This window comes from Cypionkella sp. PAMC25878 (genome assembly GCF_058135695.1).
In genome coordinates this window covers 3,393,713-3,420,329 of record NZ_CM176871.1, presented here as the reverse complement: position 1 = coordinate 3,420,329, position 26,617 = coordinate 3,393,713, and the positions used below count along the sequence as shown (strand labels likewise).

The window sequence follows — 26,617 nt, the reverse complement described above, 5'->3', positions numbered from 1 at the left end:
ATGAGTCGCCCTTAAGGGTGGCAGGGATATCGGGGCAGAAATGGGGCTCAGCGCATGATCGGGCGGAGAGTGAAAACTCCGGCAGCTGAAGCGGACAAGCCGAAAGGCTTTGACGATTTTGAGCTGCGCTTGGGCGACCTGATGCGGGGCGAGCGCGCCACGCTGGGCAAATCGCTTCTGGATATTCAGCGCGAGTTGAAGATCAAGGCCACCTACATTGCCGCGATTGAAAATGCCGATGTGTCGGCGTTTGAAACTCCGGGTTTTATCGCAGGCAACGTGCGATCTTATGCGCGTTATCTGGGCATGGACCCGGATTGGGCATTTGCCAAATTCTGCCGCGAGGCGAATTTCGAAGTCGCGCATGGCATGTCGGCGGCGGCGTCTTCGGTGTCGATGACAGCTTTGCGGGCGCGGCAAGTGGCGAATGAGGGCCGCGAAGGCTTTGGCGATCTGAACACCGCGTTCATTCCGCGCAGCGAAGGCCTGTTTGCACGGGTCGAGCCGGGGGCGATTGGCTCGCTGGCGGTGCTGGTCGCGTTGATTGGCGCGCTAGGCTATGGCGGCTGGTCGGTGTTGCAAGAAGTGCAGCGCGTTCAGCTTTCCCCGGTTGAGCAGGCTCCGGTGGTGGTGGCTGAGTTGGACCCGCTGGCTGGTGTCAAAGCGGCACCCGAACAAGTGGCGGATGCGGGCACCGATGCGCAGGCAGGCAGCGATCAGTTGGATCGGCTGTATCAGCCCGAGGCGTTGGAGGCTCCAGTGCTGACGGCGCGCGATGGCCCGATTGGCACGATCAATCCGCGCGCGGCTGGCGTGCTGACGGCGGATGCAGGCGTGGCGCCCACGGCGCAGGACAGCTTGCAAGCGGCGATTGACGATACGGTGCAGGTTGTGGCCGAGGCCAAACCCGGCGTCGAAGTGCTGGCGGTGCGGCCGTCTTGGGTGCGGGTGTCGGCTGCCGATGGCACGGTGTTGTTTGAGAAAATCCTCGATGCGGGCGAGCGGTATGCAGTGCCGCCGTTGCAGCAGGCGGCTTTGCTGCGCTCGGGCAATTCCGGCTCGATCTATTTCGTGGTGAATGGCAAGACTTACGGTCCTGCCGCCCCCGGTGCGCAGGTGATCAAAAATGTGGCTTTGTCTGCGGAAGCTTTGACGACGGGTTATCAAACGGCTGATATTTCGGGCGATGCTGATCTGGCGCAGTTTGTGAATGTGGCTGATGCAAGCGTGCCTGCCGCGCCTGTAGCGCCCTCGGAATAAGCCAAATACCCAAAGTTGTTGCGGCTTATGGCCCCGGGCGGTTGCTCCGGGACTTTGGCTTGTCTATCTAAGGGGCAGCTTAAAGGAGCCCGCCATGACCCATAATCCGATCCGCCCTTGGCGCAACATCGAACGGCGGGTGTCGCGGCAGATCCGCGTTGGCAAGGTCTTGGTCGGCGGCGATGCGCCGATTTCGGTGCAGACCATGACCAACACTCTGACCACAGATGTCGCGGCAACGATTGAGCAAATTCAGCGCTGTGCGGTGGCGGGTGCCGATATTGTGCGGGTGTCGACGCCCGATGAGGGTTCCACCTTTGCCTTGCGCGAGATCGTGCGGGAAAGCCCGGTGCCGATCGTCGCCGACATCCATTTCCACTATAAACGCGCGATCGAAGCCGCCGAGGCGGGGGCGGCCTGTCTGCGCATCAACCCTGGCAATATCGGTAATGCGCAACGGGTGCGCGATGTGGTGCAGGCGGCGAAGGATCATGGTTGCTCGATCCGCATTGGGGTCAACGCCGGGTCGTTGGAAAAGCATCTGCTGGATAAATATGGCGAACCCTGCCCGGATGCGATGGTGGAAAGCGGCATGGATCATATCCGGCTGCTGCTGGACAATGATTTCCACGAGTTCAAGATTTCTGTGAAGGCGTCAGACGTGTTCATGGCTGCCGCAGCTTACCAGCAACTGGCGATGGCCACCGATGCACCGATTCATCTTGGAATTACTGAGGCCGGGGGGCTTGTGTCTGGCACGGTGAAATCGGCGATTGGGCTTGGTAATCTGCTCTGGTCAGGGATTGGCGATACCATTCGGGTCAGCCTCTCGGCCGATCCGGTCGAGGAGGTCAAGGTTGGCTTTGAGATTCTGAAATCGCTTGGCCTGCGCCATCGCGGCGTGACGATCATCTCTTGCCCCTCCTGCGCGCGGCAGGGGTTTGATGTGATCAAGACGGTTTCGGCGCTGGAGGATCGCTTGGCGCATATCACCACGTCTTTGAGCCTGTCGATCATCGGTTGCGTGGTGAATGGGCCGGGAGAGGCGTTGATGACCGATATTGGCTTCACCGGCGGCGGGGCGGGGTCCGGCATGGTCTATCTCGCAGGCAAACAACATCACAAGCTGGGCAATGAAGGCATGGTCGATCACATTGTCGAACTGGTTGAGAAGAAGGCGGCGGAGATTGAAGCGGCTGAGGTTGAAGCAACTCAAGCTGTCTAGGGCTGCGCATATATCATTTGGCGAACGGCGGTTTCACACCCCCGCGCTGCATTGCCGAAACAGCAATGCAGCTTCCTCCGTGGGATATTTGAGCACAGAGGATGATAATTTTAGATAAGTTTTAGAGGCTTAGCTTTTCCGCTCGGACGCGACGATCTGCTGCATTCCGTCCAAGGGCACATAGCCGCGCAGCATTTGGCTGTCGATCACGAAGGTCGGGGTGCCGCTGATCGCCATTTTATTGCCAAGCTCTTGATTGGCCGCGATCACGGCGCTGACTTCGGGCGAAGCCATTTTGTCGAGCACGGGTTTCGCATCAAAGCCCAGATCTGTTGCAAGGCGGCCCAAAGTTTCGGCATCGGGGGCACCGCGCAGGGTGATCAGCGCGTCATGGGCTTTCTTGTAGGCGTCGTTGCCGTGCAGTTGCAGCACAGCGATGGCAAAGCGGGCGGAGGTGACGGAATCGTCGCCCAAGATCGGGTATTCCTTCAGCACCAGACGGATGTTGCCGTCGGCTTTCACCAGATCTTCGACCTCTTGATAGGCCTTGCGGCAGTAGCCACAGCGGTAATCCATGAACTCGACCACGGTGATATCGCCGTCCGGGTTGCCGCCAACCCATGAGGCTTGATCGGCGAACAGATCGGCTTTGTGATCGGTCACCAACTGCTTATCTGTCGCCTGTTCGGCCTGCGCTTGGCGGTCTTGCAGCACATTCATCGCCTCGACCAGCACTTCGGGGTTCTCAATCAGATAGGCTTTCACTTCGGCGCGGAACGCGGTGCGCTCGGCTTCGGTCATCGATTCGATGCCTCCGGCGAGGCTGGGGGCGGCAAGGGTATAGGTCAGCAGGGCGGCAATCAGGGGCAGGCGCATCAGGGAACCTCGGGCTGGGCCGGACGGGTCGGCCGGGGTTGACGAACGCCTTGTAGGCGGGACTATTGGGCACAACAATAGGGGCAGGGTGATGGATAGATCAAGCCGGGGTCAGGTTGATCCCTTCATTGTGATGGATATAGTGCATGTATTTTGCTATAAGCATCTGAATCTATGTGATAATGTAAGTAAACTTCTGATTTTGTTAATAAATTTGAGTTCACGGCAGAGATAATATGATCTGTAAGCATATGTAAAGTAATGTATTTTCTGAATAGTCTCAAATTTCAAAAGGTAGACGTAAGGGTAGACATGGCTGAATATGTGAAAGGAAAGCTGCACCGTCTCAATCAAAAGTTCGTGGAAAGGGTGATGCGAGGCGAGGAACTGCCTGCGCTCTACGCTGATGGGGGCTGTTTATACTGCAAGGTTCGCAACAACGCGGCGTCTTGGATTTTCATCCGGACAATGCAGACGCGCAAGATCAACTACACGATAGGGGCTGTCAAAGCATTGGGTGATCTGGCGGGTTCCGACTTGCCAACGAAACGTGCTGCGGCCTCACTAAGCGAGGCAAGGGCGAAGGCGGCAGAGTATCGCCGTAACATTGCCAGCGGCTTACCTGCGCAGGCGGTCAGCAGGCGGAACTACCCGACGCTTGACGAAATTGTCGACTACTACTGTCAGACCAAGGGAGTAGAACGGAAAAGCCTAAATTCTTACCTTCTACACTTTGAGAAGGTTTACAAAGATTTTGGGCCGAAATTCTCGAAGGATATGGGCGTTGCGTACAGGGATATGTTGGTGGCGAAGGGGCGCGCCGACAACACCGTGCTTACATACCTTCGACAGATGAAAACGTTGTTCACGATCTACACAAGCGACAATGCGACAAGCATTGTGAACCCGCTTGAGGGGGTGAGATTCAAAAAACAGGAGGACGCGATAAACAATCGCGATCCTTTACCGCTTGATGTGATCAGAAAGGTTTATGAAAATCTTCATGGCGATCACAAAAAATTATGGCTTTGGCTTGCAGCTACTGGGGCGAGGTTGAATGAGATTTATGGGCTTAAGAGTACAGATGTTGTTGCTGGCACGATCAATATCGAGAAAAACAAACGGCGAAGGTTGAAAAACAAGGCTTCTGAGAGGAAAATCCCGGTTCCTATCAAGATGGAGGCAAGAAAAGGCGAGTATTACTGGGCCGATATGTCAACAGTTTCGGCGGTTTCTCAGACTTTCCAAAGGCAGATTAACAAGCACATCCCGAAAGAGCTGGCTGGAAAACGCAAACTGACTGCGCACTCACTTCGACACTCGATAACAGACCATTTCAGATATTCGGAAGTGCCTCAAAACATAGAAGATTTTTACCTCGGACATGCTGCGAAGGATACGAGTAACCGGAACTACGGATCAAAAGAAGGGCGGTTAGAGGCGTTGCGCAAGATCATGGTGCCAGTGGTTGAGGACTATCTGACAAAAATCGGCATGATGGCGTGACATAAGCTGACATAAATCGCAACATTTCTGGAGGACTGCCTCTTTGATGTTGCATCTCAGAGAAATTCTCATAAACTTAAACGATTGCAGTAACTTAGGTGACAAGATGCAGTTTTTGGCTACATTGACTTCGCTACCCAGTCCCACAAATAAGAATATTGCCACTTTGAAAACTGACTCGGGGGTATTTGCAAATTTTTCAGGTGCTCTGCTTCAAGGTTCCATGGAAGATTTCTACCCCAACTGTGTGATCACGGTCGAGGCTGACATTGATTTCGGCAAGTCTAAAAGTGGAATTATAGTCAGTAATGTGCTGGCCGGTAACCATATTTCGGAAAATTCTCCGCTGCAATATGACAAGATGGTGGTTTTGGAGCATCCGAAGACAGGCCTTACAGCCGAGGTCAAAATGGGGTTTAGCTGGACCACATTCTTTTTTGCGTTTTTCTTCGGCATTCCACTGTGGCTTAGGAAGTTATATCCCCAAGCTGCCATCATGACGGCGATCATGGTCTTCTACTACTTGATCATATTCACGGGGCAGTATGTTAGTATCTATGACCAAGAGATCGTGCGCCTGTTTGGTGTTCTGATGCCCGCAGAACAATTTCTTACGATCATGGTCGCATTCTTCATCTTCATAACAGCGTTCACCATCTATTTCTCTATGCAGGCGAACAAGCTTTTCGCACGCAACCTCATAGCCGACGGGTATCGGCTTCAGTCTGGGACTGAAGCTGCAAACGTAATTCGTTTCAGGGAATATGCAGGTGTTGCCGGGGCCGTCGCCCAGTCAAAGCAAAATCCTGCCACGGCGCTGGACGAGCGTCGCCCAAACCGTCCGAAGGTTGAAGTCATGCCACCCGAAGGCGATAAGTCTCTTTCTAACAAGTTGAAAGAACTGAAGGAACTTCTCGACCAAGACTTGATTACAAGTGACGAATACAACTCAAAACGGCAAGATTTGCTTCAAAGAATTTAGGAAACAAGCAGATCGACAACCTCTATCTGCTTGCTGTTGGCCCCCAGCGAAAAGTCGGGCGCTGTTGAAGCAGCACTGGCCCAGACTGGCGGTTTCATTTGCGGCTTGTCGGATCAGTGCATTGCCATCGGCTATCGGAAAACCTTGAAGCTGTTTGAGCTTCGCAGCACCTCCAGCACCCTGTCACGCTTACGCTCCATTTTCTTGGTGATCTCAAGGCCGTAGGCTTCTCGACTGTCGAAGGGTATAAACACCCCAATTTTTTCTTCTACATCGAGCCGCGTAGCATCTTTCTGGCAGTATCCGACCCAATCCCTCAGGCTTGTGCCTGCGAGCTTCCGCTGGAACCGTGCGAAGTGGATCGCATAAGGGGCAGCCTTAACCACGCCAACGCAGCGCAGCGAATGCGTGGTCGTTAGGATCAAACTTATCACAAGATCGTCTACTTGTTGATCGGTGATCCCATGAGGTATGAAAATGCACCCGTGACAGTGAACATTGTTCAAATCACGATCAGCACCTCTAAATTTGCTTCCGTTAACGTCAACGAAAGATGCGATACCGCTATGTGACGCACTCCGACGCTTTTTGCCCAGTTTTACCAGAAATTCTTCAGTTTTTTCGAAGATTATTTGACACAAAAGGTCGTGTTTTTTTCTTTCCTGAAGATGAATAGTAAAGACAATGCAGCGCCGATCAAGTTCAGTGTATGCAGACATTCCCGCAACGGCAGCGGCTATTGATTCATCTCGTAGATCGTACTTCCAAAATGATCTTATCTTACTTTTATTAATATAATTCAATATGTTATCCTTTTTATGTTTTAGATAGCGTTAACCTTCACCCTGAAAATGGGCGTTCTGACGATGTGAAAATGGGCGTTACAAGGCTCAGGTAGCTCCCGCAGGAGCCACCCATTTTGCCTTTACTGCCTCAGGACGAAGCCGAGAAAAGCGGCGTCACTGTCGTCAGTAACCCCGTCGCTCAGTGTCATAGATCGCTCCCGCAATTCTCTGACGATCATAGTAATGATGGCACTTGTGACCGCAATATTTTGGTCGCGGCAGTGCTTTTTCAAATGTGACTTCAGTTCTACTGGCAACCTTATGTGAAGATGCTCCATGCTATTACCTCCTTGATAGAACACATTTATTTATATCGCGTGTTCACCCCAGGATCACATTCGCGCAGATTTCTTCGAACTTTTTTGCATCCTCGCTCGCGAAAGTACGTATTTCTCAATCAGCTCCAGCCACTTGCGTGATGCAGGTTTACGGCAGCGCGCGAGACTACGCACACGCAACCAGTGGTTTAGGCTTGAGCTTGGGAGTATGCCTTGCAGGCCTGAATTGCCCATTATTAGCACACCAGAACCATATCACACTTGAAGATGAGAGTCAAGAAAATATCGCAGATATGTATTTGTTTACAATAAGTTGGCCAAGATTTTGTGCCTTAAGATTGGCTGACTGTATAGATGGACCAAGCTCATACTGGACACGGCTGACCTACAATTTTTCCGTACAAATAGAATGGTGTTGATATTTTTGGACATATTGTGTATCAATGTCTTAGAATCATATTATACAATGAGGCTGAAAATGATCGTCGGATACATGCGCACTTCTACCGTTGACCAGATTGCTGGTATTGAAGCTCAGGAGCGCGAGCTGATCACGGCTGGTTGTGAAAAGTTGTTCCGCGAGCAAGTTTCATCGGTAGATGTGAAGGAGCGCCACGCTCTTGCCCAAGCGTTAGACTTTATCCGTGAGGGCGATGTACTTGTCGTCACGAAGCTGGATCGTCTGGCCCGCTCTGTGGGTCACATGTGCGAGCTCGTTAAAGCCATCGAGGCCAAAGGTGCATCCCTCCGCATTCTTGCCCTGAACATTGATACCTCTACCCCAACAGGACTGCTTATGCTGAACCTGTTGGGAAGCGTTGCTCAGTTCGAACGCGAGATCATGCTTGAACGTCAAAGAGAGGGCATCCAGAAAGCGAAGCAGGCGGGTAAGTATCGTGGGCGTGTACCGACAGCCCAGCGCATGAAGGGCGAGATTGAGGAGCTGATTTCCAAGGGTGTCGGGCCAACTGAAATTGCGAAAAAATTGGGCATGAGCCGGGCGAGCGTCTATAATGTGATAAAGGCGGATGTATGAGGCTAACCCAGCGGGGGCAGGATAAGTTTGAAGAAAATATGATCATATTGCAAAGAATTTAAGGTATACACAAAGGTAGACATGCAGCAATGAAGTATATATAAAAATGTCAGAAAAATTAACAAAATCAAAGCGCGGTCAGGTTGATCCCTTCATTGTGATGGATATGGTCGCGGAAGCCGCCGCCTTGGAGACTTTGGGGCAGCGGATTATTCATATGGAGGTGGGGCAGCCGTCCACTCCGGCACCGCAGGGCGCGATTGCGGCGCTGTCGGCGCGGATGGGGACCGAGGCTTTGGGCTATACCGTGTCGCTTGGTATCCCGGAATTGCGGGCGGGGATCGCAGCATTATATCAACGCTGGTATGGGGTTACGCTGAACCCTGAGCGGGTGATTGTCACCGCAGGCTCATCCGGCGCGTTCCTGCTTGCCTTTACGGCGTTGTTTGAGGCGGGGGATCGGGTGGGCCTCGGCGAACCGGGGTATCCATCGTATCGGCAGATTTTGAAGGCGCTGTCTTTGCAGCCGGTGGGGATCGCGACACGGGCGGAGAACCGCTTGCAGCCAGTGCCGGAGGATTTGGTGGGGGTCGAGATGAAGGGGCTGATCGTGGCCTCACCAGGGAATCCGTCGGGGACGATGCTGTCCAAATCCGCCTTGGCCGATCTGATCGGATATGCGCATCAGCGGGGGATCAGCTTTGTCTCGGATGAGATTTACCACGGGCTGCATTACGGCGAGCGGGCGCATTCGGCGCTGGAGATCAGTGATGATGTCTATGTGATCAACTCGTTTTCGAAGTATTTCAGCATGACCGGCTGGCGGGTGGGCTGGATGGTGGTGCCCGAGGATCATATCCGCACGGTCGAGCGGTTGGCGCAGAACATGTTCATCTGCGCGCCGCATGTGTCGCAGGTGGCGGCTTTGGCAGCACTGGGTTGCGTCGAGGAGATGGAGGCCAATCGTGCGGTTTATGCCGAAAACCGTCGGTTGATGCTGGAAGGTCTGCCGCGCGCGGGGTTTGACAAGATCGCACCGCCGGATGGAGCGTTTTATATCTATGCCGATGTCAGCGACTTCACCGACGACAGCTTGGGCTTTGCGCGCGACATTCTGCACAAGGCCGGGGTGGCGGTGACGCCGGGGTTGGATTTTGACCCGGTGCGGGGCGTGCAGACCTTGCGGTTTTCCTATGCGCGCGGCACGGCGGATATTGTCGAAGGGCTGGAGCGATTGGCCGCGTATATGGCGCAAAGGTGAGTTCCTTTTTGCCTCCGGCGGGGATATTTAGGCCAAGATGAAAGCGCTTTTTAGTCTTATCTTACTGATCTGCGCGCTGGCCTTTGCGGGGCAGGGTCGGGCGCAGCAATTGTCGGGTTTGGCGAAATTTAACTCCGGCGCGTCTGAAATTGCAGACGCGGGATCGGGTGTGCAGATTGATCTTGGCCTCTCGCAAGCGGTGCCGTGGCGGGTGCGGGTGCTCGATGATCCGGCGCGGCTGGTGGTGGATTTCCGCGAGGTGGATTGGACCGGGCTGGCTGATATGCCCTTGGACAGCAAAGCGGTTGTGGCCTTGCGGGCCGGGGTGTTTCGCCCCGGCTGGTCGCGGTTGGTGATCGAGCTTGCGGGGCCGATGCAGGTGACGTCTGCCGAGATGCGCACCAGCGGCGCTGTTGGCGTGCATCTGCGGTTGGAGTCTGCGACCGAGGCCGCCTTTGCAGCCCTTGCGGCTTTACCTGAGCCTGCTGATTGGACCTTGCCAAAGCCTGTCGATCTGCCCGCAGCATCGGTGAAGAAGGATGGCAAGCTGGTGGTGGTGCTGGATCCCGGCCATGGCGGCATTGATCCGGGGGCTGAGAGCGACGGGCAGAACGAAAAGACCTTGGTTCTGACATTTGCGCGCGAGTTGAAAGAGGCATTGCTGCGCGATGGCGGTTTTGACGTGGTGATGACACGGGACGAGGATGTGTTCGTGCCGCTGGAGACCCGGATTTCCATTGCGCATCAGGCGGGTGCGGATGTTTTCCTGTCGCTGCATGCCGATGCGATTGCCGAGGGTGATGCGGTGGGGGCGACGATCTATAGCCTGTCTGCGGACGCCAGCGATGCGGCCTCGGCAGCTTTGGCGGAGCGTCATGACCGTGATGATTTGCTGGCTGGGGTTGATCTTTCGCAGCAAGATGATCTGGTGGCCGAAGTGCTGATGGATATGGCACGCACTGACACCAGCCCGCGCACCGAACGGCTGGCGATGGCGTTGGAGGCGGCGATCAAGGCGCAGGGGCTGAAAATGCACCGCCACCCCCGGCAGCAGGCGAGTTTTTCGGTGCTGAAATCGGCGGATATTCCGTCGGTTTTGTTGGAGCTGGGGTTCCTGTCGTCTGCGCGTGATCTGAAGCGGTTGGACGATCCGAAATGGCGGGCGAGCATGGCGCAGGCTTTGGTTTCGGCTTTGAAGGCTTGGGCCAAGCAGGATGCGGGCCTGCAGGCTTTGCCGTTGAAATAGCCTTGACGACTGGCAGCACTTCGCCCGGATTGAAAAATCGCAGCGGAGTGTTTTGACCTTTCCGCCCGCCCGCGTGTATAAGCGCGCGTGCGCGGGCAGAGGGCTTGACGCATTGACGGGAATGACAGGCGTGCTCAGGTTTATCGGCTCTTTCTTCGGGGGCATTTTCACGACGATCACGCTTGGTCTGTTGTTCGGCGCTTTGACTCTGGGCGCAGTGTTTTGGATGTATTCGGCGGACCTGCCGAGCCATGAAAGCCTTGCGCAATATTCGCCGCCCACCATCAGCCGGATTTATTCCGGCGAGGGCCGGATCATTGACGAATTCGCCAAGGAACGCCGGTTGTTCGTGCCGATCGAGGATATTCCGGTGCTGGTGCGCGATGCGTTCATCTCGGCCGAGGACAAGCATTTCTACACTCATCGCGGCTATGACGTGCAGGGCATGATCTCGGCGGCTTGGGATGCGATCAAATCGCGCGGCAAGAACACCCGTGGGGCCTCGACGATCACCCAGCAGGTGATGAAGAACTTCTTGCTCGATGGATCGCGGTCGGTTGAGCGCAAGGTCAAGGAATTGATTCTGGCATCTAGGCTGGAGCAAACGCTGTCAAAGGATAAGATCCTTGAGCTCTATCTGAACGAGATTTTCCTTGGCCAGAACTCCTACGGGGTGGCGGCTGCCGCGCAGACTTATTTCAATAAATCGCTGGATCAACTGAGCCCCGCCGAGGCTGCAACCTTGGCTTCGATGCCGAAAGCGCCCAGCGATTACAATCCGGTGACGCAGAAAGAACGCCTGACAACCCGGCGGAACTATGTGCTGAATGAGATGTTCCAGAACGGCTATATCGACGAGGCCAGCTACAACGAGGCCAAGGATGAGCCGCTGAAATCGGTGCAGAACGGCGATTACCCGGCGTTCCGCGAGGCACTGCCTCCGCGTGATTACTTCACCGATGAAATTCGGCGTCAGTTGTCGGGCACCTTTGGCGAGGAAGAATTCTTCGGCGGCGGGTTGTCTATTCGCGCCACCGCTGATCCCGAATTGCAGGAAATCGCCGCCGTGGCTTTGCGCCGGGGGCTAGAGAAATACGACCGTAATCAAGGCGTTTGGCGCGGCACGGGTAAGACCATCCCGACCGAGGTTTTGGGCAATGAGGCCGCATGGCGCAAGGCTCTGTCCGAGGTCAAGGATATGCCGCGCGATGTGACAGGCTGGCATGTCGCCGTGGTGCTGTCTTTGGGCGAAACCACTGCCGAGGTCGGGATAGAGGGGGTCGATGGCACGCAGGAAATTCCTGCCAATGATGTGACTTGGGCCCGCAAGCGGCTTGAGGGTGGCAAGCTGGGCAAGAAGGCCCGGGTGCCTGCTGATCTGGTTTCTGTTGGCGATGTGGTGCTTGTGCGCCAGATCACTGACGACAAGACCGGTGATTTCGTGCGCTGGTCTTTGCGGCAAGTGCCGGAAGTGCAGGGCGGTTTCATGGCGATGGACGTGAACACTGGCCGCGTGATGGCGATGCAGGGCGGTTTCAGCTATCAATCCTCGGTGTTCAACCGTGCGACGCAAGCCACACGGCAGCCGGGTTCCAGCTTCAAGCCGTTCGTCTATGCCGCAGCCTTGGATTCGGGTTTCACCCCCGCCACCATCATCGTCGATGCGCCGATTGAGGTGGAAACCCCGCAAGGCTTGTGGACGCCGAAGAACTCCACCAACAAATTCTATGGCCCCACCCCGATGCGCACCGGGATTGAGCAGTCGCGTAACCTGATGACGGTGCGGATCGCGCAGGAAATCGGCATGCCGCTGGTGGCGAGCTATGCCGAAAAGTTTGGCGTTTACAAACCGATGCAGCCGTTCCTCGCCAATGCCTTGGGCGCCCAGGAAACCACGCTGTACAAGATGGTCGCCGCCTATGCGATGTTCGCCAATGGTGGGGAACGGGTGGAACCCACGTTGGTTGACCGCGTGCAAGACCGTTACGGCAAGACCATCTACCGCCACGATCAGCGCAAATGCGAGGATTGTAATTCTCCACGCCTGCCCAAAGGCGACGGCGTGAAGATCGACAGCAACCGCGAACGCGTGATGGATGCGATCACCGCCTATCAGTTGACCTCGATGATGCAGGGCGTCATTCAGCGCGGCTCTGGCACTGGGGTCAAACTGCCGGTTCCGGTTGCGGGCAAGACCGGCACCACCAATGACGCGAAGGATGTGTGGTTTATTGGCTATACCTCGAACACCGTCGCGGGCTGCTATATGGGGTTTGACCAACCGCGCACGCTTGGTCCGGGCGCATTTGGCGGCACTCTATGTGTGCCGATCTTTCAGGAATTCATGAAAGAGGTGGTCAAGCGCCGGGGTGGCACCACGTTCAAAGTGCCGCCGGGCGGTTATTTCCAGAATATCGACCGCTTTACCGGCGCACTGCTGGGCCCGGATGCTTCGGGGGCCAATGTGGTTGCCGAATATTTCCGCGAGGGCGAGGAGCCTTTGTTTGCCTTGGGCGAAATCATCGACGGCGGCTTTGCGATGGGCTCGAACCTGCCGCTGTTTGCCAATGGTGAAAGCGATGGCGGCGGCTCAGATACGGTGACCACCTCGGATGGACAGACGAAATCAGTGCCGAAGAAGGCGAATTTCGGCACGTTGTCCTCGGGTGGGTTGTATTAGCGACGCTTGCCGCTACCGCCACTCCACGCTATCACCGCCGCCAAATCACGATCTGTTAAGGACTCCGCCATGCGCACCGAGACGCAATACAATGTCGATGCCATCACCAAGTCGCTGCGCCTTCTGGGCCAGCGGATGGATTGGGAGACGGCTGCGCATCGGTTGGAAGAGTTTGACGCGATGATCGAGGCCCCCGATCTGTGGAACGACCCCGCCAAGGCGCAAAAGCTGATGCGCGCGCGGCAGGGTCTGTTGGACCAGATGTCAACCTACCGCCTGATCGAATCTGGCCTGCGCGACAATGTCGAGTTGATTGAACTCGGTGAGGCTGAGGCCGATGAGGAGATCATCACCGAGGCCGAGGCGGCGCTGAAAGCTCTGGTAGAGCTTTCGGGGGCGAAAGAGTTGGAGGCTTTGCTGAATGGCGAGGCCGATGGTAATGATACGTTCTTGGAGATCAACGCAGGTGCAGGGGGCACCGAGTCCTGCGATTGGGCGTCGATGCTCGCACGGATGTATGTGCGGTGGGCCGAGAAAAAGGGTTATAAGGTTGAGTTGCAGTCGGAAAGTGCTGGGGATGAGACCGGCATCAAATCGGCAGGCTACAAGATTTCCGGGCTGAACGCCTACGGCTGGCTGAAATCGGAATCCGGTGTGCATCGTCTGGTGCGGATCAGCCCTTATGGCTCGGCCGACAAGCGGCAGACCTCTTTTGCCTCGGTCTGGGTCTATCCCGTGGTCGATGACAACATCGAGATCGACATTCCTGATCGTGACATCCGCATCGACACCTATCGGTCTTCGGGGGCGGGCGGGCAGCACGTCAACACCACCGATTCGGCGGTGCGTATCACCCACTTGCCGACCAATATCGTGGTGACCTCGTCGATGAAATCGCAGCACCAGAACCGTGAGGCCTGCATGAACGCTTTGCGCTCGCGGCTGTACCAGGTGGAGTTGGACAAGCGTAACGCCAGCATCAACGCGCAGCACGATGCCAAGGGCGACGCGGGCTGGGGCAACCAGATCCGCTCTTATGTGTTGCAGCCCTATCAGATGGTGAAAGATCTGCGCACCGGGCATGAGACCAGCGATACTGGCGGTGTGCTGGATGGCGATCTGGACAAGTTCATGGCGGCGACGCTGGCGATGGACGTGGCCGGGAAATCCCGCGCAGAGGCCAATGCCGAGGATTAAGTCCTGATCTTCTCAGATTAAGATCAGCGCTTAATGCCTTGTCAAAAATACATCTTTCTTGAAATGGCCCTCCCCGCGTAGGCTGATCAAAAGCGGGGGAGACGCATGGAACACGCCCAAGCCGACAGGCCAGAGGTGATGCATGTCGAGGTCAGTGATCTGGCGGCGGCCTTGCGCGCGGGCTGGCAGGACTTTCGGACCGCCCCGCAGTATGGACTACTGTTCGCCTGCATCTACGTTATCGGCGGCTGGCTGATTTATTTCGCGCTGACCGGGACCGGGCAGCTGTGGTGGACATTGCCCGCCGCTGCGGGCTTTCCGATTCTGGGGCCGTTCATCGCCTGCGGTCTTTATGACGTCTCGCGTCGGCTTGAGGCGGGCCTGCCGAGGGACCTTCACCAGACCTTGCTGGTGATCTTCCGGCAAAAAGATCGGCAAATCCCCTCGATGGCGGCAGTGATCGTGGTGTTCTTTCTGTTCTGGAATTTCCTGTCGCATATGATTTTCGCGCTGTTTCTCGGCAATACGGTGATGACCAATGTGTCGTCGTCGCTGGCGGTGTTTGCCTCGCCTGCGGGGCTGACCATGCTGGCGGTGGGCACAGCTGTGGGGGCGGTGTTCTCGACGCTGCTGTTCTGCCTGACGGTGGTCAGTTTGCCGATGCTGCTGGAGCGCGAGGTGGATTTTGTCACCGCTATGCTGACCTCGTTTGCGGTGGTGACCGAAAGCCCTGCGGTGATGTTGTGCTGGGGCGCGTTCATTGCGGCGGCGCTGTTTGTGGCGATGTTGCCGGGGTTTCTGGGGCTGTTCGTGGTGCTGCCCGTGCTGGGCCATGCCAGTTGGCATCTTTACCGCCGCGCGGTCAGTTGGAACGCCTGAGGCCCCAAGCCGACACAAGCGCCGAGGCAAGCGAGGCGACAGCGGCCAAAGCTGCGAGATGCGCAAAGCCCAGGCTGGTCGCCGCGATATGGGCAGGCCCGTGGGCTATCACGCCAAATCCCGGAGTCTCGGGCCCAATCGCTCCATATCCCGCTGCCGCCATCCGCCCCATCAGCGCAATCGCCAGCAGGCTTGCGGCCCGTGCAACTGCGTTGTTGATCCCCGAGGCAGCCCCCTGATCGGCGTCGCTAGCGGACGTCATCACCACGGTGGTCAATGGGGCCACCAGCAGCGCCATGCCAAACCCCGACAGCCACATCAAAGGCACGGCGCGGGTCCAATACAAAGCTTCATGCGCGGTGATCGCCAAGCCGCCTTGCGCCAAAGCCACCAGAACGGCACCGCCCACCAAGAACGGTGCAGGGCCAATGCGATCTGCCAGCTTGCCCATCCGCGTCGAAAGGGTGGCGATCATCAACGCCCCCGGCAAGAACGCCGCCACCATCGCCAAAGCATCCGCGCCCCAGGCTGAAACGGCGGTCATTGGCAGGTAAAACCCGATCCCGGTCACCGCGAAATAGAGCAGGAAGGTGGCGAGGTTGATGGTGGAAAACCTGCGCACCCGGAACATGCTCAGCCGGATCATCGGAGCAGGGCAGCGCGCCTCCCACAGCAGAAACCCGGCGAGGATCACAAAGCCCAACCCCATCAGTGCCAGCGATTCTCCAGTCTCAGTACTGAGGCCATAGGCGACCAATCCGAAGCCCAAGGTGGCCAGAGCAGCCCCGATGAAATCAATCGGCACTCCCGGGCGCCCCCTGTCTGCCAAAGCAAACCGCGCCAGCAGCCACAACGACACCCCGCCCAGCGGCAGGTTCAACGCGAAAATCCAGCGCCATCCGGCGACCGGATCGACCATCAAACACAGCCCCGCCAGGATCGGGCCCGCCGAGGCCGTCGCAATCGACGCCGCCGCCCACAACCCCAGCGCCGCCCCCCGTTCTTCGCGCGGGAAGGCGCGGCCAATGATCGCCATCGAGCCCGGCACCATCAGCGCCGCCGCCACGCCTTGCAAGCCGCGCGCCACGATCATCCCCGTCGGGCTAATCGCCAAAGCGCAGCCTAACGAGCTGACCACGAACAGAATAATCCCCAAGCCGAAGCCGCGCGCCGTGCCAAAGCGATCGCCCAACGCGCCGCCGACCAAGATCAGCGAGGTCAGCGCCAACAGGTAAATTCCACTGAACCATTGGGCTTGTGGCAACGACGCCGCCAAAGATGCGCGCATCGCAGGCAGGGCGTTGGCCGTCACCGACGAGTCGATAAACCCCATCGAAGAAGCCAAAATCGCCGCCCACAGGATCGCCCGCCGGTGTTCGGGCGCACAAATGGCAACGGGCACCAAGGTTTCCCCCGATGCCCGTGCTGTCATTTCCATCTTGGACACTTGTGCGAGAACTTAGGATTCTTCGCTGGAGGCCGGAGCTTGCACGATCCGGCTGGTCGGGGCTGCTACGCGCCCGGTCGACAAAGGATCATCCTGACGCTGCACCGAACCTTCAAAATGCGCACCCGATTCAATCGCGATGGTCTTGTGAATGATGTCGCCTTCAACCTTGGCGGTCGAGGTCAGGCGCACTTTCAGCCCACGCACCCGGCCAATCACCCGGCCGTTGACGACGATATCATCGGCGACAATCTCACCACGGATGGTTGCGGTTTCGCCCACGGTCAGCAAATGCGCACGGATATCGCCTTCAACCGTGCCTTCGACCTGAATATCACCGGTGGTGCGCAGATTGCCCACCACGGTCAGATCGGCGGACAGCACAGAGGCCGCCACTTTGCCCTTCGGCGCCGAAGGGGTAAATTCCATCGAGGGTTTGGTCACAGGAGCCTCCGGGGCTTTGGGTTTATCGCTCTCGCCAGCCTTGGGGCCCGGTTCGTTGATGCGGCTTTTAGAAAACATTGGTCGCTGCCTTTATGAAGGTCATCGGATTTATCGCAGATCCACCGATGCGGATCTCGTAGTGAAGATGTGTGCCAGTCGAGCGGCCCGAGTTGCCCATATCACCGATCCTGTCGCCGCGCGATACCTTTTGGCCGACTTCCACCCTGATCTGCGAAAGATGGCCGTAGCGGGTCTCGATGCCAAAGGCGTGCTGGACCTTGATCAAGCGACCATAGCCGTTTGACCAGCCCGCAAAAGTCACAACGCCGTCAGCGGTGGAATAAATTGGCGCGCCGTAATCGCCCGCCAAATCCTGCCCCTCATGCATCCGCAGGCCCCTGCCGAGCGGATCATCGCGGCCGCCAAAGCCTGAGGTGTAGCGCACAGCGGTTTTCACCGGCATCCCGAACGGCGCTTTGAAGGCGGCGATGCGGTACATGTTCATGTTATCAAGGCTTTTCAAGATCGCATTGGCGCGGATTTCATCCATCGACGCCGCTTGCCCCGAGGTCGACAGCGAAATCGGTGTCAAAGGCCCGCCCTGACCACTGTAGCCTTTGCGGACGGCTGACAGCAGATCATCCGGCGACAAGCCTGCGGCGCGGAACATCTTGTCCAAGGGGTCAACCGAGACATTCATCGCTTGTTCCAGCTGCGCGAAAATCGCGTCATTCCGGGTTTCAAGCTGTTGTTTTTCTTGGGTCACTTTGGCGGTGCGCGCATCGGCTTTCTCGGCCTCGGTCTGCATCACATCGCGGGCTTGCGCGGTTTCGCCCAAGCTGGCGGTCATCATTTCCAGCGTGGCATCGGCATCGGCGAGCTTCTCGGCCTCAGTCCGGCCCGCCGTGGGGGCGGTGGACAGCGAGGCCACCTGATCGCGCGCAGAATCGCGTTCTTTGATCACGCCGCGCAGGGTGTTCTGGATCACGTCTATGCCGGTTTCCAACTCACGCCGCCGGTCTTCCGAGGCCAGCAGCCGTGCTTGCATCTGGGACACTTGTGCGAGAGCGAGGTTAAACCGCCCCTGCGCCGAAGCCGCCTCATCGGCGCGCAGATCGCGGTCGGCGGAGAGATCGTTCAGCCGTTGTTCATAAAGCGCCTGCTGGCGCGCCACTTGCTGCCGCGAGGTGCCTGCCGAAATGGAATCCAGCAGCAGGACCGCCGTCGCTAGAATCGTCCAAGCCAAGGCCAAAGAGCCGAACACCAAAGCAATCGCTTGCGTGCTGGGGCGCAGACGGATGAAGCGCGTCTCGGTGTCGGATTTCAAAAACAGACGTTGTTCCGGCAGATACCGCTCCAACGTGGTGTGAATCCGATAGGTGAGGCGTGTCAGCACAGCGGCATGTTCCGGTTCTTTAGGCACAAAGGGCGGTGGGGTGCCCATTTGCCGGGCTCTTGCCTGATTAGCCAGCGCTTGGCCCAGTCGCAACAAATTTGACCAAAGCGGGGGGAACCGGGGCGGAAACTCGCCAGCATCGGCGAGATTCCGCCGATAAATCTTAAGCCTGATCGACGAGTGGCCAGTAGAAATCGGGCGGCAACCCGGCCTAGGCACGCTTTTCTTCGTTGAACGGCGGCTTTAGATTGCCGTGGAAGTACTTGCGTACAAGCGTGTGGAATATCTCTTTCGGATCATCCCCGGCACGGCCACAGAGCCAGTTGAACCATTTCGAGCCATAGGCCACATGCGCCACTTCCTCGGCATAGATAGTGTTCAGCGCGGCGATGGCTTGAGTTTCTTTGGCTTGGGTGAACAAAGCGATCATCCCCGGCGTCACATCCAAGCCGCGCGCTTCCAGCACCATCGGCACCACGGCGAGGCGGCCCAGCAGATCTGCGGCGGTATCCTCGGCGGCTTGCCACATGAAGGCATGCGCGGGCATCGCGCCATAGAAGCTGCCCATCGCCTCCAGACAATCACACAGCAGATTGAAATGCTTGGATTCGTCATCCGCCGCCTGCACCCAATCGTCATAAAACCCCAACGGCATCGGGGTGTCGGTAAACCGCGCAATGATGTCCCAATGCAGATCGACGGCGTTGAGCTCGATATGCGCCACCGCATGCAGCAAGGCGATGCGGCCCAAAGGCGAGCCGGCGCGGCGGCGCGGCACCTCGCGCGGGTTCAGCAGATCGGGCTTTTCGGGGCGAGCAGGGCTCTGCGGGGGGCTGGCTTGCCCTACGGCTAACGGCGTACCCGCCGCCCGGGCAGCGCGCCAACGGGCGGCATGGGCATGCGACAACGCGGTTTTCGCGCGGCCATCGGCGGTGGTCAGCACCTCGACCGCCATTTCGGCCAAAGTTTGCATCACAGCACCTGCACCGCCGCCAGAACCTCGGCAGCATGGCCCTTGACCCGGTCCACCTTCCAGACGCGGGCAAGCGTGCCATCCGCTTCAATCAGGAACGTCGAGCGCAGCACACCTTGCACCAATTTTCCGAAGAACAATTTTTCACCAAACGCGCCCCAATCCTGCATCACCTGACCGCCCGCATCCGAGGCCAGTGGCAAAGTGATCCCCATTTTTGCGATGAATTTGTCGTGCTTGGCCGCCGTATCCTTCGATAGCCCCAACACCACGCAGCCCACTTTGGCAAATTCCGCCTGCAACGCGTTGAAATCCATCACCTCATTGGTGCAGGTCGGCGTGCCGTCGCCGCCATAGGTGAACAGCACCACGCGGCTGGGGCGCAATTCTGACAATGTGACGGTGCCGCCACCATCACGGGGTAGGGTGAAATCGGGGGCGGTTTGGCCAATCTCAATCATGCGCGGCTCCTTGCCTTTTGGGGATCAACCCTTTGCGATCTAGTTGCCTTTGGGCAAAGATAAAGGCAAGCCCTCAGGAATTGGACGGCGAGAGACGGCACCGGTGGCAAACGCCGGGCATTTGGAAAGGCGACGGCAGAGATGACGAGTGATCCGCAGAACGAGGCAGGGGCCGATCCGGTCGCCGCCCCCGTTGTGTCGGTTGCTGCTGATGCGTCTGCGCCTTCCGCGCAACCTGCTGCGACCACGTCCAAACCGCGCAAACGCCACCGCACCGGGCTTGGCGGGCGGTTGTTCTGTCTGGCGCTGATCTTCGGCATCATCTTTGGCATCTTGGGCCTGTCCGGCAAACCCATCCCGATGCCGACTTGGGTGGTGGCCGAGATCGAACAGCGCGCCAACAAATCCATCGCCAAGGCCCTGCCGGAAGCCGCCATCGCCATCGGCGGGGTTGAGATCACCGTCGAGGGTTGGGTGCCCCGGCTGCGCCTTGACGATCTGCGCTTGCTCAAGGCCAACAACCAAGCCCTGCTGACACTCCCCGACCTGCGCGTCACACTGGACCCCGGCGCTTTGCTGCACGGCCAATTCCGCGCCCGCAGCCTGAAAATCGTCGGAGCGCACTTGCAAGTCACCCGTGACCGCGATGGTAATTTTGACCTTTCGCTCGGCGGCACTGAGATGCAGCCGAAAATCCGCACCTTGCCCGAACTTTTCGATGCGGTGGACCGCGCCTTTGCCAGCCCCGCCGCCGCCCATCTGACCACGATTGAGGCCGAGGCGCTGACCCTGACGCTGCAAGATCAAAGCTCGGGCCGGCAGTTTGATCTGGGCGATGGCCGCTTGCAGCTGGAAAACCGTGCCACGGAAGTCGCGGCAGAGGTCAGCTTGTCGCTGATCAGCAGTGCTGCGCCTGCGCGCGCCGTGCTGACCATCGTGTCGCAAAAGACCGATGATCAGGCGCGGATTTCGGCGCAGATTGACGGCGTGGCGGCCAAGGATGTCGCGGCCCTTGCAGCCCCCTTTGCTTGGGCCGGGCTGCTGGATGCGCCGATTTCGGGCGAGATTCACACCACTTTGCGCGCCGAAGGTGTCGCGGCACTGGAGGCGAGCTTAAGCTTCGGCAAAGGCGCGTTGCAGCCCAGCCCGGAAGCCCGCCCGATCACGTTTGACAGTGCCAGCATGGCGATGCGCTTTGTGCCCGAACAAGGTCGGATGGACCTGACAGCACTTTCGGTGCAAAGCCCGACGTTGCGGGTGAAAGCCTCCGGCCACAGTTATATGATCCGCGCCAATGGCAGCCGCATCCTCGGCCCCTTGGCCCGCGAAGTGCCGGATGCCTATCTCACCCAGCTTGAGTTCAGCCAAGTGATGATTGACCCCGAGGGCCTGTTCCAAGAGCCGGTCGAGTTCAGCCATGGTGCGTTGGACACGCGGATGCGCTTGCAGCCGTTCTCGGTCGAGATCGGTCAACTGGCGCTGACCGAGGCCGGGCGGCGGCTGACGGCTTCGGGGAAGATTGGCGCCGATCAGCAGGGCTGGCGCGCGGCGATTGATCTGGCGCTGAATGAGATCCAGCATGATCGACTGGTGGCGCTGTGGCCGGTGACGTTGCTGCCGAATACCCGGCTTTGGGTCGATAAGAACGTGCTCAGCGGCTCTTTAACCGACGTGCGCGCGGCGTTGCGGATCGAGCCGGGCGCTGCTCCGCGCCTGCATCTGGGCTATAATTTCAACGACGCCGATGTGCGGTTTCTGGCGACCTTGCCACCGATCAAGGCGGGCGATGGCTATGCCTCGGTCGACGGGCAAACCTATACGATGGTGATGTCGAGCGGTACGGTAACGCCACCAGAGGGCGGTGAGATCAACGTCGCAGGCTCGGTTTTCGCCATCCCCGATGTGACCAAGCGCCCCGCCACAGCAGAGATCACCCTGAAAACCCAATCCAGCCTGACCGCCGCTTTGTCGCTGCTGGATCAACCGCCGTTTCACTTCATGTCGAAAGCCGACCAGCCGGTGACTTTGGGGCAGGGCACTGCGGCGATTGAGACGCATCTGAAGATGCCGCTGCAAAAGAAAATCGCGCTGAAAGATGTGCAATATCAGGTGGCGGGCACGGTTTCGGGATTTTCGTCGGATACGGTGGTGCCGGGGCGCAAGATCACTGCGGACAGTTTGGCGGTCTCTGCAGATACCACCGGTCTGACCATTGCGGGCGCGGGCCAGATCGGGGCTGTGCCGTTTGATGTGACCTATCGCCAAGGCTTCGCGTTGGATCAGAAGGGTAAGGCCCGCATCGAAGGCGCTGTCACGCTATCGCAGAAAACCGCCTCGGAGTTTGGTCTGGGCCTGCCGGATGGCATGGTATCGGGGCAGGGGCGTGGGCAGGTGAAGATTGATCTGGTGCGCGGCCAACCGGGGCATCTTTCGCTGGTGTCCGATCTGGCCAATATCGGTCTGACCATCCCCGAGGTGGGCTGGTCGAAGCCGAAAGCCGCCAAGGGCCAGTTGACCGCCGAAGTTCGTCTGGGCAAGCCGCCTTTGGTGGAAAGCATCAGCCTGAAGGCGAGCGGTCTGGATGCCTCGGGCTCGGTCACAATGAAGCCAGGCGGCGGCCTTGATGTGGCGAAGTTTAACCGGGTGCGCTTGGGCGATTGGCTGGATGCGCCAGTGGAAATTCGCGGACGCGGTCAGGGTAAATCGGTGGGCTTGGCGGTGACGGGGGGATCGGTGGATATGCGCCGGATGCCTTCGGCGTCTGAGCGCAAATCCAGCGGCAAGTCGGGGGGCAGCCCGCTGAGCCTGCGGCTGGACAGTTTGCAGGTGTCGCAGAGCATCGCTTTGAACAGCTTCCGGGGTGATTTCTCGCTGACAGGCGGGTTGAACGGCAATTTCATCGCCGGGGTCAACGGTAAAGCGCAGGTGAAAGGCACCGTGGTGCCTGCCCGCAACGGCACGGCGGTGCGGCTGTTGTCGGATGATGCGGGGGCGGTGATGGCGGCGGCGGGCATTTTCGCCTCGGCGCGGGGTGGCTCTTTGGATCTGACGCTGCAACCCCGCCCCGAGGCGGGCAGCTATGACGGAGTGGTGAAAATGGGCGCGCTGCGGGTGCGCAACACCAATGTGCTGGCAGAGCTGTTGAACGCCATCTCGGTGGTGGGGATACTGGAGCAGCTCAACGGCGAGGGCCTGTTGTTCAACAATGTTGAGGCCGCCTTCCTGCTGACGCCCAATGCTATACAGGTGCATCACGGCTCGGCAATCGGTGCATCCTTGGGGGTGTCGATGGCGGGTGTCTATAAAAGCTCCAGCGCCGAGTTGTTCATGCAGGGCACGATCTCACCGATCTATATGCTGAACGGCATTGGATCGATTCTGACGAAACGCGGCGAAGGGTTGTTTGGCTTCAACTATGCGCTCAGCGGCACGGCGACCGATCCGCAGGTTAGTGTAAACCCGCTGTCGATCTTGACGCCGGGGATGTTCCGCGAGATCTTCCGCAGCCCCGCGCCGGTGATCGGCAGCAAAGGCACAGAAGGAAGTGGCGGATGAAGCTGTCGGATTTTGACTTTGATCTGCCCGAGGCGCTGATTGCCACTCGCCCGGCACGGCCCCGCACGGCAGCTAAGTTGCTGTTGGCGCAGGGCGATCAGATCATGGATCTGCATGTCTCTGATCTGATCAACATCTTCCGTCCCGGTGATCGCTTGGTGCTGAACAACACCCGCGTCATTCCTGCCCGCCTGTTCGGCCACAGACAGCGCGGTGAGGCGGTGGCCAAGGTCGAAATCACCTTGCTGGAACCGCAAGCGCAAGGCTGGCGCGCGCTGGCCAAACCTTTGCGCAAGGTCAATATCGGCGAGGTGATCCGATTTTCCGATCAGCTTTCGGCGACTGTCGCCGCCAAATCCGAAACCGATCTGCGGCTGGAGTTTAACCTCACCGGCGATGATTTCGACGCCGCGCTGAATGCCGCCGGGGCGATGCCGCTGCCGCCGTATATCGCCGCCAAACGCCCCGCTGATGCGCAAGACAACACCGATTACCAGACCGTCTTCGCCCGCCATGCAGGCGCGGTTGCCGCCCCCACCGCGAGCCTGCATTTCGACGCGGAGTTGCTGGCAGCTTTAGCGGCGAAAGGCGTGGCGTTCACCGAAGTCACCCTGCATGTCGGCGCGGGCACCTTCCTGCCTGTTAAAGTCGAAGACGTCACCACCCACAAAATGCACGCCGAATGGGGCCAAGTCAGCCCACAGGCAGCCTCTGAGATCAACGCCACCAAAGCCGCAGGTGGCAGAGTGATCCCGGTCGGCACCACCGCCCTGCGCCTGATCGAATCGGCGGCAACTTCGGGCAGGGTGGAGCCGTGGGAGGGCAGCACCGACATTTTCATCTACCCCGGCTACCGCTTCCGCGTCGCCGATGCGCTGATGACCAATTTTCACCTGCCGAAGTCGACCCTGCTGATGCTGGTCTCGGCCCTGATGGGCAAGGCGCGGATGGACCGGATCTATGCCCATGCGGTGGGTCATGAGTACCGTTTCTTCTCCTACGGCGATGCGTCTTTGTTGATTCCCTAGCCTGCCGCGCCACGGGTGTTTCATGTCGCAAATAAATCACTCAGCAAGGTTTACCATGCTATCTTGCCGCCGAAACCGGAGCCTTCGATGCTGAAAGTCCTCGCCCAATCCTGGCCCCTATTACTGGGCGTCATGCTGCTGATGGTTGGCAATGGCGTGCAAGGCTCGCTTTTGGGCATCCGCGGCGCGCTGGAAGGCTTTAGCACCTTTGAACTTTCGATTGTGATGTCGGCCTATTTCCTCGGCTTCCTCGGCGGTTCCCGCATGGCCCCCGAAATGATCCGCCGTGTTGGTCATGTGCGGGTTTTTTCCGCCCTAGGATCAATGATTTCCGCCGTGCTGGTGCTGTATCCCTTGATGCTGGATTGGCAGGCTTGGGCGGTGATGCGGGTGCTGATCGGCTTTTGTTTCTCGGGCATCTATGTCACCGCCGAAAGCTGGCTGAACAACACTGCCAGCAACGAAACCCGTGGTCAGGCGCTATCCGCCTATATGATCGTGCAGATGCTGGGCATCATCGCCAGCCAAGGCCTGTTGGCGATGGGCGACCCCAGCGGTTTTGGGCTGTTCATCATCCCCTCGGTTCTCGTCTCGCTGGCTTTCATGCCGATCCTGCTCGCTGACACCCCCGCGCCAACCTTCGCCACCATCAAACGCATGAGCTTTGCGCAACTGTTCCGCACCTCGCCGCTTGGTTGCGCCGGGATGCTGCTGACAGGGGGGGTGTTCGCCGCGATGTTCGGGATGGCCTCGGTCTATGGTGCGATGTCGGCGATGACGATCGGCCAGATCGCGATCTTTGTGGCGGCGATGTATGTCGGCGGCCTTGTGCTGCAATACCCGGTGGGCTGGCTGTCTGATCGTGCCGACCGCCGCGTGCTGATCTTGTGGATGTCCACCGCCGGGGCCGTGGTGATGGCCGTTGCCGCCGCCGTGCCGTTGCCGTTCACGCTGGAGGTGCTGGTGGCGGCCCTGTTGGGCGGCATCATCAACCCGCTCTATTCGCTGCTGATTGCCCACACCAACGACTACCTCAGCAAAGAGGAAATGCCCGGCGCTTCGGCGGGGCTAATCTTTCTCAACGGCTTCGGTGCGATCTTTGGCCCGCTGCTGGCAGGCTGGCTGATGAGCGCGATTGGCCCGAAAGGCTATTTCCTGATCATCGGCGGCTTCTTTGCCGCCCTTGCAGGCTATGCGGGCTACCGGATGACCAAGCGGGTGGCCCCGGTGCAAACCAACACCTACGCGGGCCTGACGCCGACCGTGTCGGCGCTGGCAGTGGATGCAGTCCTGCAAGAGCAAGAAGAACCGCGCCGCTGACGGCCTCCAAAGCGGTTGCGGTGGTCCTGTGAACCTGCCACCTTGCTGCAAAGAGGGATGCTTATGTCTGATCCGATTGAGATTCTCGACTTCTGGCTGGGCGAGATCGGCCCCGACGGCTGGTATGCGGGCGGCGACGAGATTGATGCCACCATCCGCGACCATTTCAGCGAAATCTGGCAAGCCGCGTTTGACGGCGGACTAGAGCATTGGGTCGAAGGCACCGTCAGCACGCTGGCCTATCTGATCCTGTGCGATCAGTTTTCCCGCAACATGCACCGCGACACCGCCCGCGCATTCGCCACCGACCCACAGGCCTTGGCGGCTGCGAAAAAGGCTGTGGCCGAGGGCTGGGATATGAATGCCCCTGAACCCGAGCGGCAATTTTTCTACATGCCGTTTGAGCATTCCGAGGAATTGGCCGACCAAGATCAAGCGGTGGCCCTGCTGACCGAACGTCTGGCTTCAGATCCAGACATGGCGCTGCACGCTGAAGCGCATCGCGAAATCATCACCCGCTTTGGCCGCTTCCCCAGCCGCAACGCGGCTTTGGGCCGAGAAAACACGCCTGAGGAGACCGAATTTCTTGCCTCTGGCGGCTATGGCGCGGTGGTCAACGCGCTGAAAGCCAGCCATGCAGCCAGCGCATAGGCCTGCAGCACCGCCAATGTTGCTGGAGTTTTAAAAATAGTTTAATGGCAAACTACTTTTTCGGAGGAGGG

At 58.5% G+C, this 26,617-nt stretch carries 21 protein-coding genes; 14 read left to right on the top strand and 7 right to left on the bottom strand.

Features of this window, described 5'->3' with window-relative positions; all coding sequences use genetic code 11:
* Positions 1–54: 54 nt before the first annotated feature.
* On the top strand, positions 55–1,260 hold the full coding sequence (locus ACS5RD_RS16705) for a helix-turn-helix domain-containing protein (RefSeq protein WP_489928334.1): 1,206 nt from the start codon (positions 55–57) through the stop codon (positions 1,258–1,260).
* A gap of 94 nt (positions 1,261–1,354) precedes the next feature.
* Positions 1,355–2,485 (top strand): flavodoxin-dependent (E)-4-hydroxy-3-methylbut-2-enyl-diphosphate synthase, encoded by a 1,131-nt coding sequence (gene ispG / locus ACS5RD_RS16700; RefSeq protein WP_489928333.1) that lies wholly within the window; start codon positions 1,355–1,357, stop codon positions 2,483–2,485.
* Between the two features lie 129 nt (positions 2,486–2,614).
* Here the strand turns inward: ispG and ACS5RD_RS16695 are convergent, their stop codons facing one another.
* Positions 2,615–3,361, bottom strand: a complete 747-nt coding sequence (locus ACS5RD_RS16695) for a DsbA family protein (protein WP_489928332.1) — start codon at positions 3,359–3,361, stop codon at positions 2,615–2,617.
* 312 nt (positions 3,362–3,673) lie between these two features.
* On the opposite strand from ACS5RD_RS16695, the gene ACS5RD_RS16690 reads away from it, so the two are divergent.
* Positions 3,674–4,867 (top strand): tyrosine-type recombinase/integrase, encoded by a 1,194-nt coding sequence (locus ACS5RD_RS16690; protein WP_489928331.1) that lies wholly within the window; start codon positions 3,674–3,676, stop codon positions 4,865–4,867.
* Positions 4,868–4,973: 106 nt separating this feature from the next.
* On the top strand, positions 4,974–5,849 hold the full coding sequence (locus ACS5RD_RS16685; RefSeq protein ID WP_489928330.1) for an SHOCT domain-containing protein: 876 nt from the start codon (positions 4,974–4,976) through the stop codon (positions 5,847–5,849).
* A gap of 131 nt (positions 5,850–5,980) precedes the next feature.
* On the opposite strand, the gene ACS5RD_RS16680 is transcribed toward ACS5RD_RS16685, so the two are convergent.
* The gene (locus tag ACS5RD_RS16680; protein ID WP_489928329.1) at positions 5,981–6,652 is read right to left on the bottom strand and encodes a hypothetical protein; all 672 of its coding nucleotides are present in this window, start codon (positions 6,650–6,652) and stop codon (positions 5,981–5,983) included.
* Between the two features lie 798 nt (positions 6,653–7,450).
* Here ACS5RD_RS16680 and ACS5RD_RS16675 point away from each other — a divergent pair.
* The 6 genes from ACS5RD_RS16675 (at position 7,451) to ACS5RD_RS16650 (ending at position 15,271) form a co-directional block, all read left to right on the top strand.
* A complete protein-coding gene (locus tag ACS5RD_RS16675; RefSeq protein ID WP_489928328.1) occupies positions 7,451–8,008 on the top strand; it encodes a recombinase family protein in 558 nt (185 codons plus the stop codon).
* Between the two features lie 106 nt (positions 8,009–8,114).
* On the top strand, positions 8,115–9,269 hold the full coding sequence (locus ACS5RD_RS16670; protein ID WP_489928327.1) for a pyridoxal phosphate-dependent aminotransferase: 1,155 nt from the start codon (positions 8,115–8,117) through the stop codon (positions 9,267–9,269).
* A 37-nt stretch (positions 9,270–9,306) separates the two neighbouring features.
* A complete protein-coding gene (locus ACS5RD_RS16665) occupies positions 9,307–10,515 on the top strand; it encodes an N-acetylmuramoyl-L-alanine amidase (protein WP_489928326.1) in 1,209 nt (402 codons plus the stop codon).
* 130 nt (positions 10,516–10,645) lie between these two features.
* On the top strand, positions 10,646–13,195 hold the full coding sequence (locus ACS5RD_RS16660; protein ID WP_489928325.1) for a penicillin-binding protein 1A: 2,550 nt from the start codon (positions 10,646–10,648) through the stop codon (positions 13,193–13,195).
* A 69-nt stretch (positions 13,196–13,264) separates the two neighbouring features.
* On the top strand, positions 13,265–14,392 hold the full coding sequence (prfB, locus tag ACS5RD_RS16655; protein ID WP_054009061.1) for a peptide chain release factor 2: 1,128 nt from the start codon (positions 13,265–13,267) through the stop codon (positions 14,390–14,392).
* A 105-nt stretch (positions 14,393–14,497) separates the two neighbouring features.
* Positions 14,498–15,271: a DUF2189 domain-containing protein gene (locus ACS5RD_RS16650; protein WP_489928324.1), complete on the top strand. Its 774-nt coding sequence runs from the start codon at positions 14,498–14,500 to the stop codon at positions 15,269–15,271.
* On the opposite strand, the gene ACS5RD_RS16645 is transcribed toward ACS5RD_RS16650, so the two are convergent.
* From ACS5RD_RS16645 to ACS5RD_RS16625, 5 genes are all read right to left on the bottom strand, one after another.
* Positions 15,255–16,709 (bottom strand): MFS transporter, encoded by a 1,455-nt coding sequence (locus ACS5RD_RS16645; protein ID WP_489928323.1) that lies wholly within the window; start codon positions 16,707–16,709, stop codon positions 15,255–15,257. The two genes, ACS5RD_RS16650 and ACS5RD_RS16645, sit on opposite strands and share 17 nt — an antisense overlap.
* A gap of 21 nt (positions 16,710–16,730) precedes the next feature.
* Positions 16,731–17,240 carry a bactofilin family protein gene (locus ACS5RD_RS16640; RefSeq protein ID WP_054009063.1) on the bottom strand — a complete coding sequence of 170 codons (510 nt, stop codon included), beginning with the start codon at positions 17,238–17,240 and terminating at the stop codon, positions 16,731–16,733.
* Entirely contained in the window at positions 17,230–18,558 is a 1,329-nt protein-coding gene (locus ACS5RD_RS16635; RefSeq protein ID WP_489931397.1) for a DUF5930 domain-containing protein, read from the bottom strand. Before ACS5RD_RS16635 ends, ACS5RD_RS16640 begins: the two co-directional genes overlap by 11 nt.
* Before the next feature lie 211 nt (positions 18,559–18,769).
* Entirely contained in the window at positions 18,770–19,531 is a 762-nt protein-coding gene (locus ACS5RD_RS16630) for a ferritin-like domain-containing protein (protein ID WP_489928322.1), read from the bottom strand.
* Positions 19,531–19,992, bottom strand: a complete 462-nt coding sequence (locus tag ACS5RD_RS16625; protein WP_489928321.1) for a peroxiredoxin — start codon at positions 19,990–19,992, stop codon at positions 19,531–19,533. The genes ACS5RD_RS16630 and ACS5RD_RS16625 overlap by 1 nt, the downstream gene beginning before the upstream one ends.
* Before the next feature lie 141 nt (positions 19,993–20,133).
* On the opposite strand from ACS5RD_RS16625, the gene ACS5RD_RS16620 reads away from it, so the two are divergent.
* The 4 genes from ACS5RD_RS16620 to ACS5RD_RS16605 all read left to right on the top strand — a co-directional run bounded on the left by ACS5RD_RS16620 (position 20,134) and on the right by ACS5RD_RS16605 (position 26,546).
* Positions 20,134–23,547, top strand: coding sequence for a YhdP family protein (locus ACS5RD_RS16620; protein ID WP_489928320.1), 3,414 nt, complete (start codon positions 20,134–20,136; stop codon positions 23,545–23,547).
* Positions 23,544–24,575, top strand: a complete 1,032-nt coding sequence (gene queA, locus ACS5RD_RS16615) for a tRNA preQ1(34) S-adenosylmethionine ribosyltransferase-isomerase QueA (protein WP_489928319.1) — start codon at positions 23,544–23,546, stop codon at positions 24,573–24,575. The genes ACS5RD_RS16620 and queA overlap by 4 nt, the downstream gene beginning before the upstream one ends.
* 87 nt (positions 24,576–24,662) lie before the next feature.
* Positions 24,663–25,895: an MFS transporter gene (locus ACS5RD_RS16610; protein WP_489928318.1), complete on the top strand. Its 1,233-nt coding sequence runs from the start codon at positions 24,663–24,665 to the stop codon at positions 25,893–25,895.
* Between the two features lie 63 nt (positions 25,896–25,958).
* Complete coding sequence (locus ACS5RD_RS16605) at positions 25,959–26,546, top strand: DUF924 family protein (protein WP_054009068.1); 588 nt, start codon at positions 25,959–25,961, stop codon at positions 26,544–26,546.
* The last annotated feature ends 71 nt before the right edge of the window (positions 26,547–26,617 follow it).

What these genes read in the sequence shown, in the direction of transcription:
- queA (WP_489928319.1), top strand. Translation starts at nt 23,544, where the DNA reads ATGAAGCTGTCGGATTTTGACTTTGATCTGCCCGAGGCGCTGATTGCC.
- ACS5RD_RS16640 (WP_054009063.1), bottom strand. Translation starts at nt 17,240, where the DNA reads ATGTTTTCTAAAAGCCGCATCAACGAACCGGGCCCCAAGGCTGGCGAG.
- ACS5RD_RS16620 (WP_489928320.1), top strand. Translation starts at nt 20,134, where the DNA reads ATGACGAGTGATCCGCAGAACGAGGCAGGGGCCGATCCGGTCGCCGCC.
- ACS5RD_RS16670 (WP_489928327.1), top strand. Translation starts at nt 8,115, where the DNA reads ATGTCAGAAAAATTAACAAAATCAAAGCGCGGTCAGGTTGATCCCTTC.
- ACS5RD_RS16675 (WP_489928328.1), top strand. Translation starts at nt 7,451, where the DNA reads ATGATCGTCGGATACATGCGCACTTCTACCGTTGACCAGATTGCTGGT.
- ACS5RD_RS16690 (WP_489928331.1), top strand. Translation starts at nt 3,674, where the DNA reads ATGGCTGAATATGTGAAAGGAAAGCTGCACCGTCTCAATCAAAAGTTC.
- prfB (WP_054009061.1), top strand. Translation starts at nt 13,265, where the DNA reads ATGCGCACCGAGACGCAATACAATGTCGATGCCATCACCAAGTCGCTG.
- ACS5RD_RS16610 (WP_489928318.1), top strand. Translation starts at nt 24,663, where the DNA reads ATGCTGAAAGTCCTCGCCCAATCCTGGCCCCTATTACTGGGCGTCATG.
- ACS5RD_RS16625 (WP_489928321.1), bottom strand. Translation starts at nt 19,992, where the DNA reads ATGATTGAGATTGGCCAAACCGCCCCCGATTTCACCCTACCCCGTGAT.
- ACS5RD_RS16650 (WP_489928324.1), top strand. Translation starts at nt 14,498, where the DNA reads ATGGAACACGCCCAAGCCGACAGGCCAGAGGTGATGCATGTCGAGGTC.
- ACS5RD_RS16630 (WP_489928322.1), bottom strand. Translation starts at nt 19,531, where the DNA reads ATGCAAACTTTGGCCGAAATGGCGGTCGAGGTGCTGACCACCGCCGAT.
- ACS5RD_RS16665 (WP_489928326.1), top strand. Translation starts at nt 9,307, where the DNA reads ATGAAAGCGCTTTTTAGTCTTATCTTACTGATCTGCGCGCTGGCCTTT.
- ACS5RD_RS16705 (WP_489928334.1), top strand. Translation starts at nt 55, where the DNA reads ATGATCGGGCGGAGAGTGAAAACTCCGGCAGCTGAAGCGGACAAGCCG.
- ACS5RD_RS16605 (WP_054009068.1), top strand. Translation starts at nt 25,959, where the DNA reads ATGTCTGATCCGATTGAGATTCTCGACTTCTGGCTGGGCGAGATCGGC.
- ACS5RD_RS16645 (WP_489928323.1), bottom strand. Translation starts at nt 16,709, where the DNA reads ATGGAAATGACAGCACGGGCATCGGGGGAAACCTTGGTGCCCGTTGCC.
- ACS5RD_RS16695 (WP_489928332.1), bottom strand. Translation starts at nt 3,361, where the DNA reads ATGCGCCTGCCCCTGATTGCCGCCCTGCTGACCTATACCCTTGCCGCC.
- ispG (WP_489928333.1), top strand. Translation starts at nt 1,355, where the DNA reads ATGACCCATAATCCGATCCGCCCTTGGCGCAACATCGAACGGCGGGTG.
- ACS5RD_RS16685 (WP_489928330.1), top strand. Translation starts at nt 4,974, where the DNA reads ATGCAGTTTTTGGCTACATTGACTTCGCTACCCAGTCCCACAAATAAG.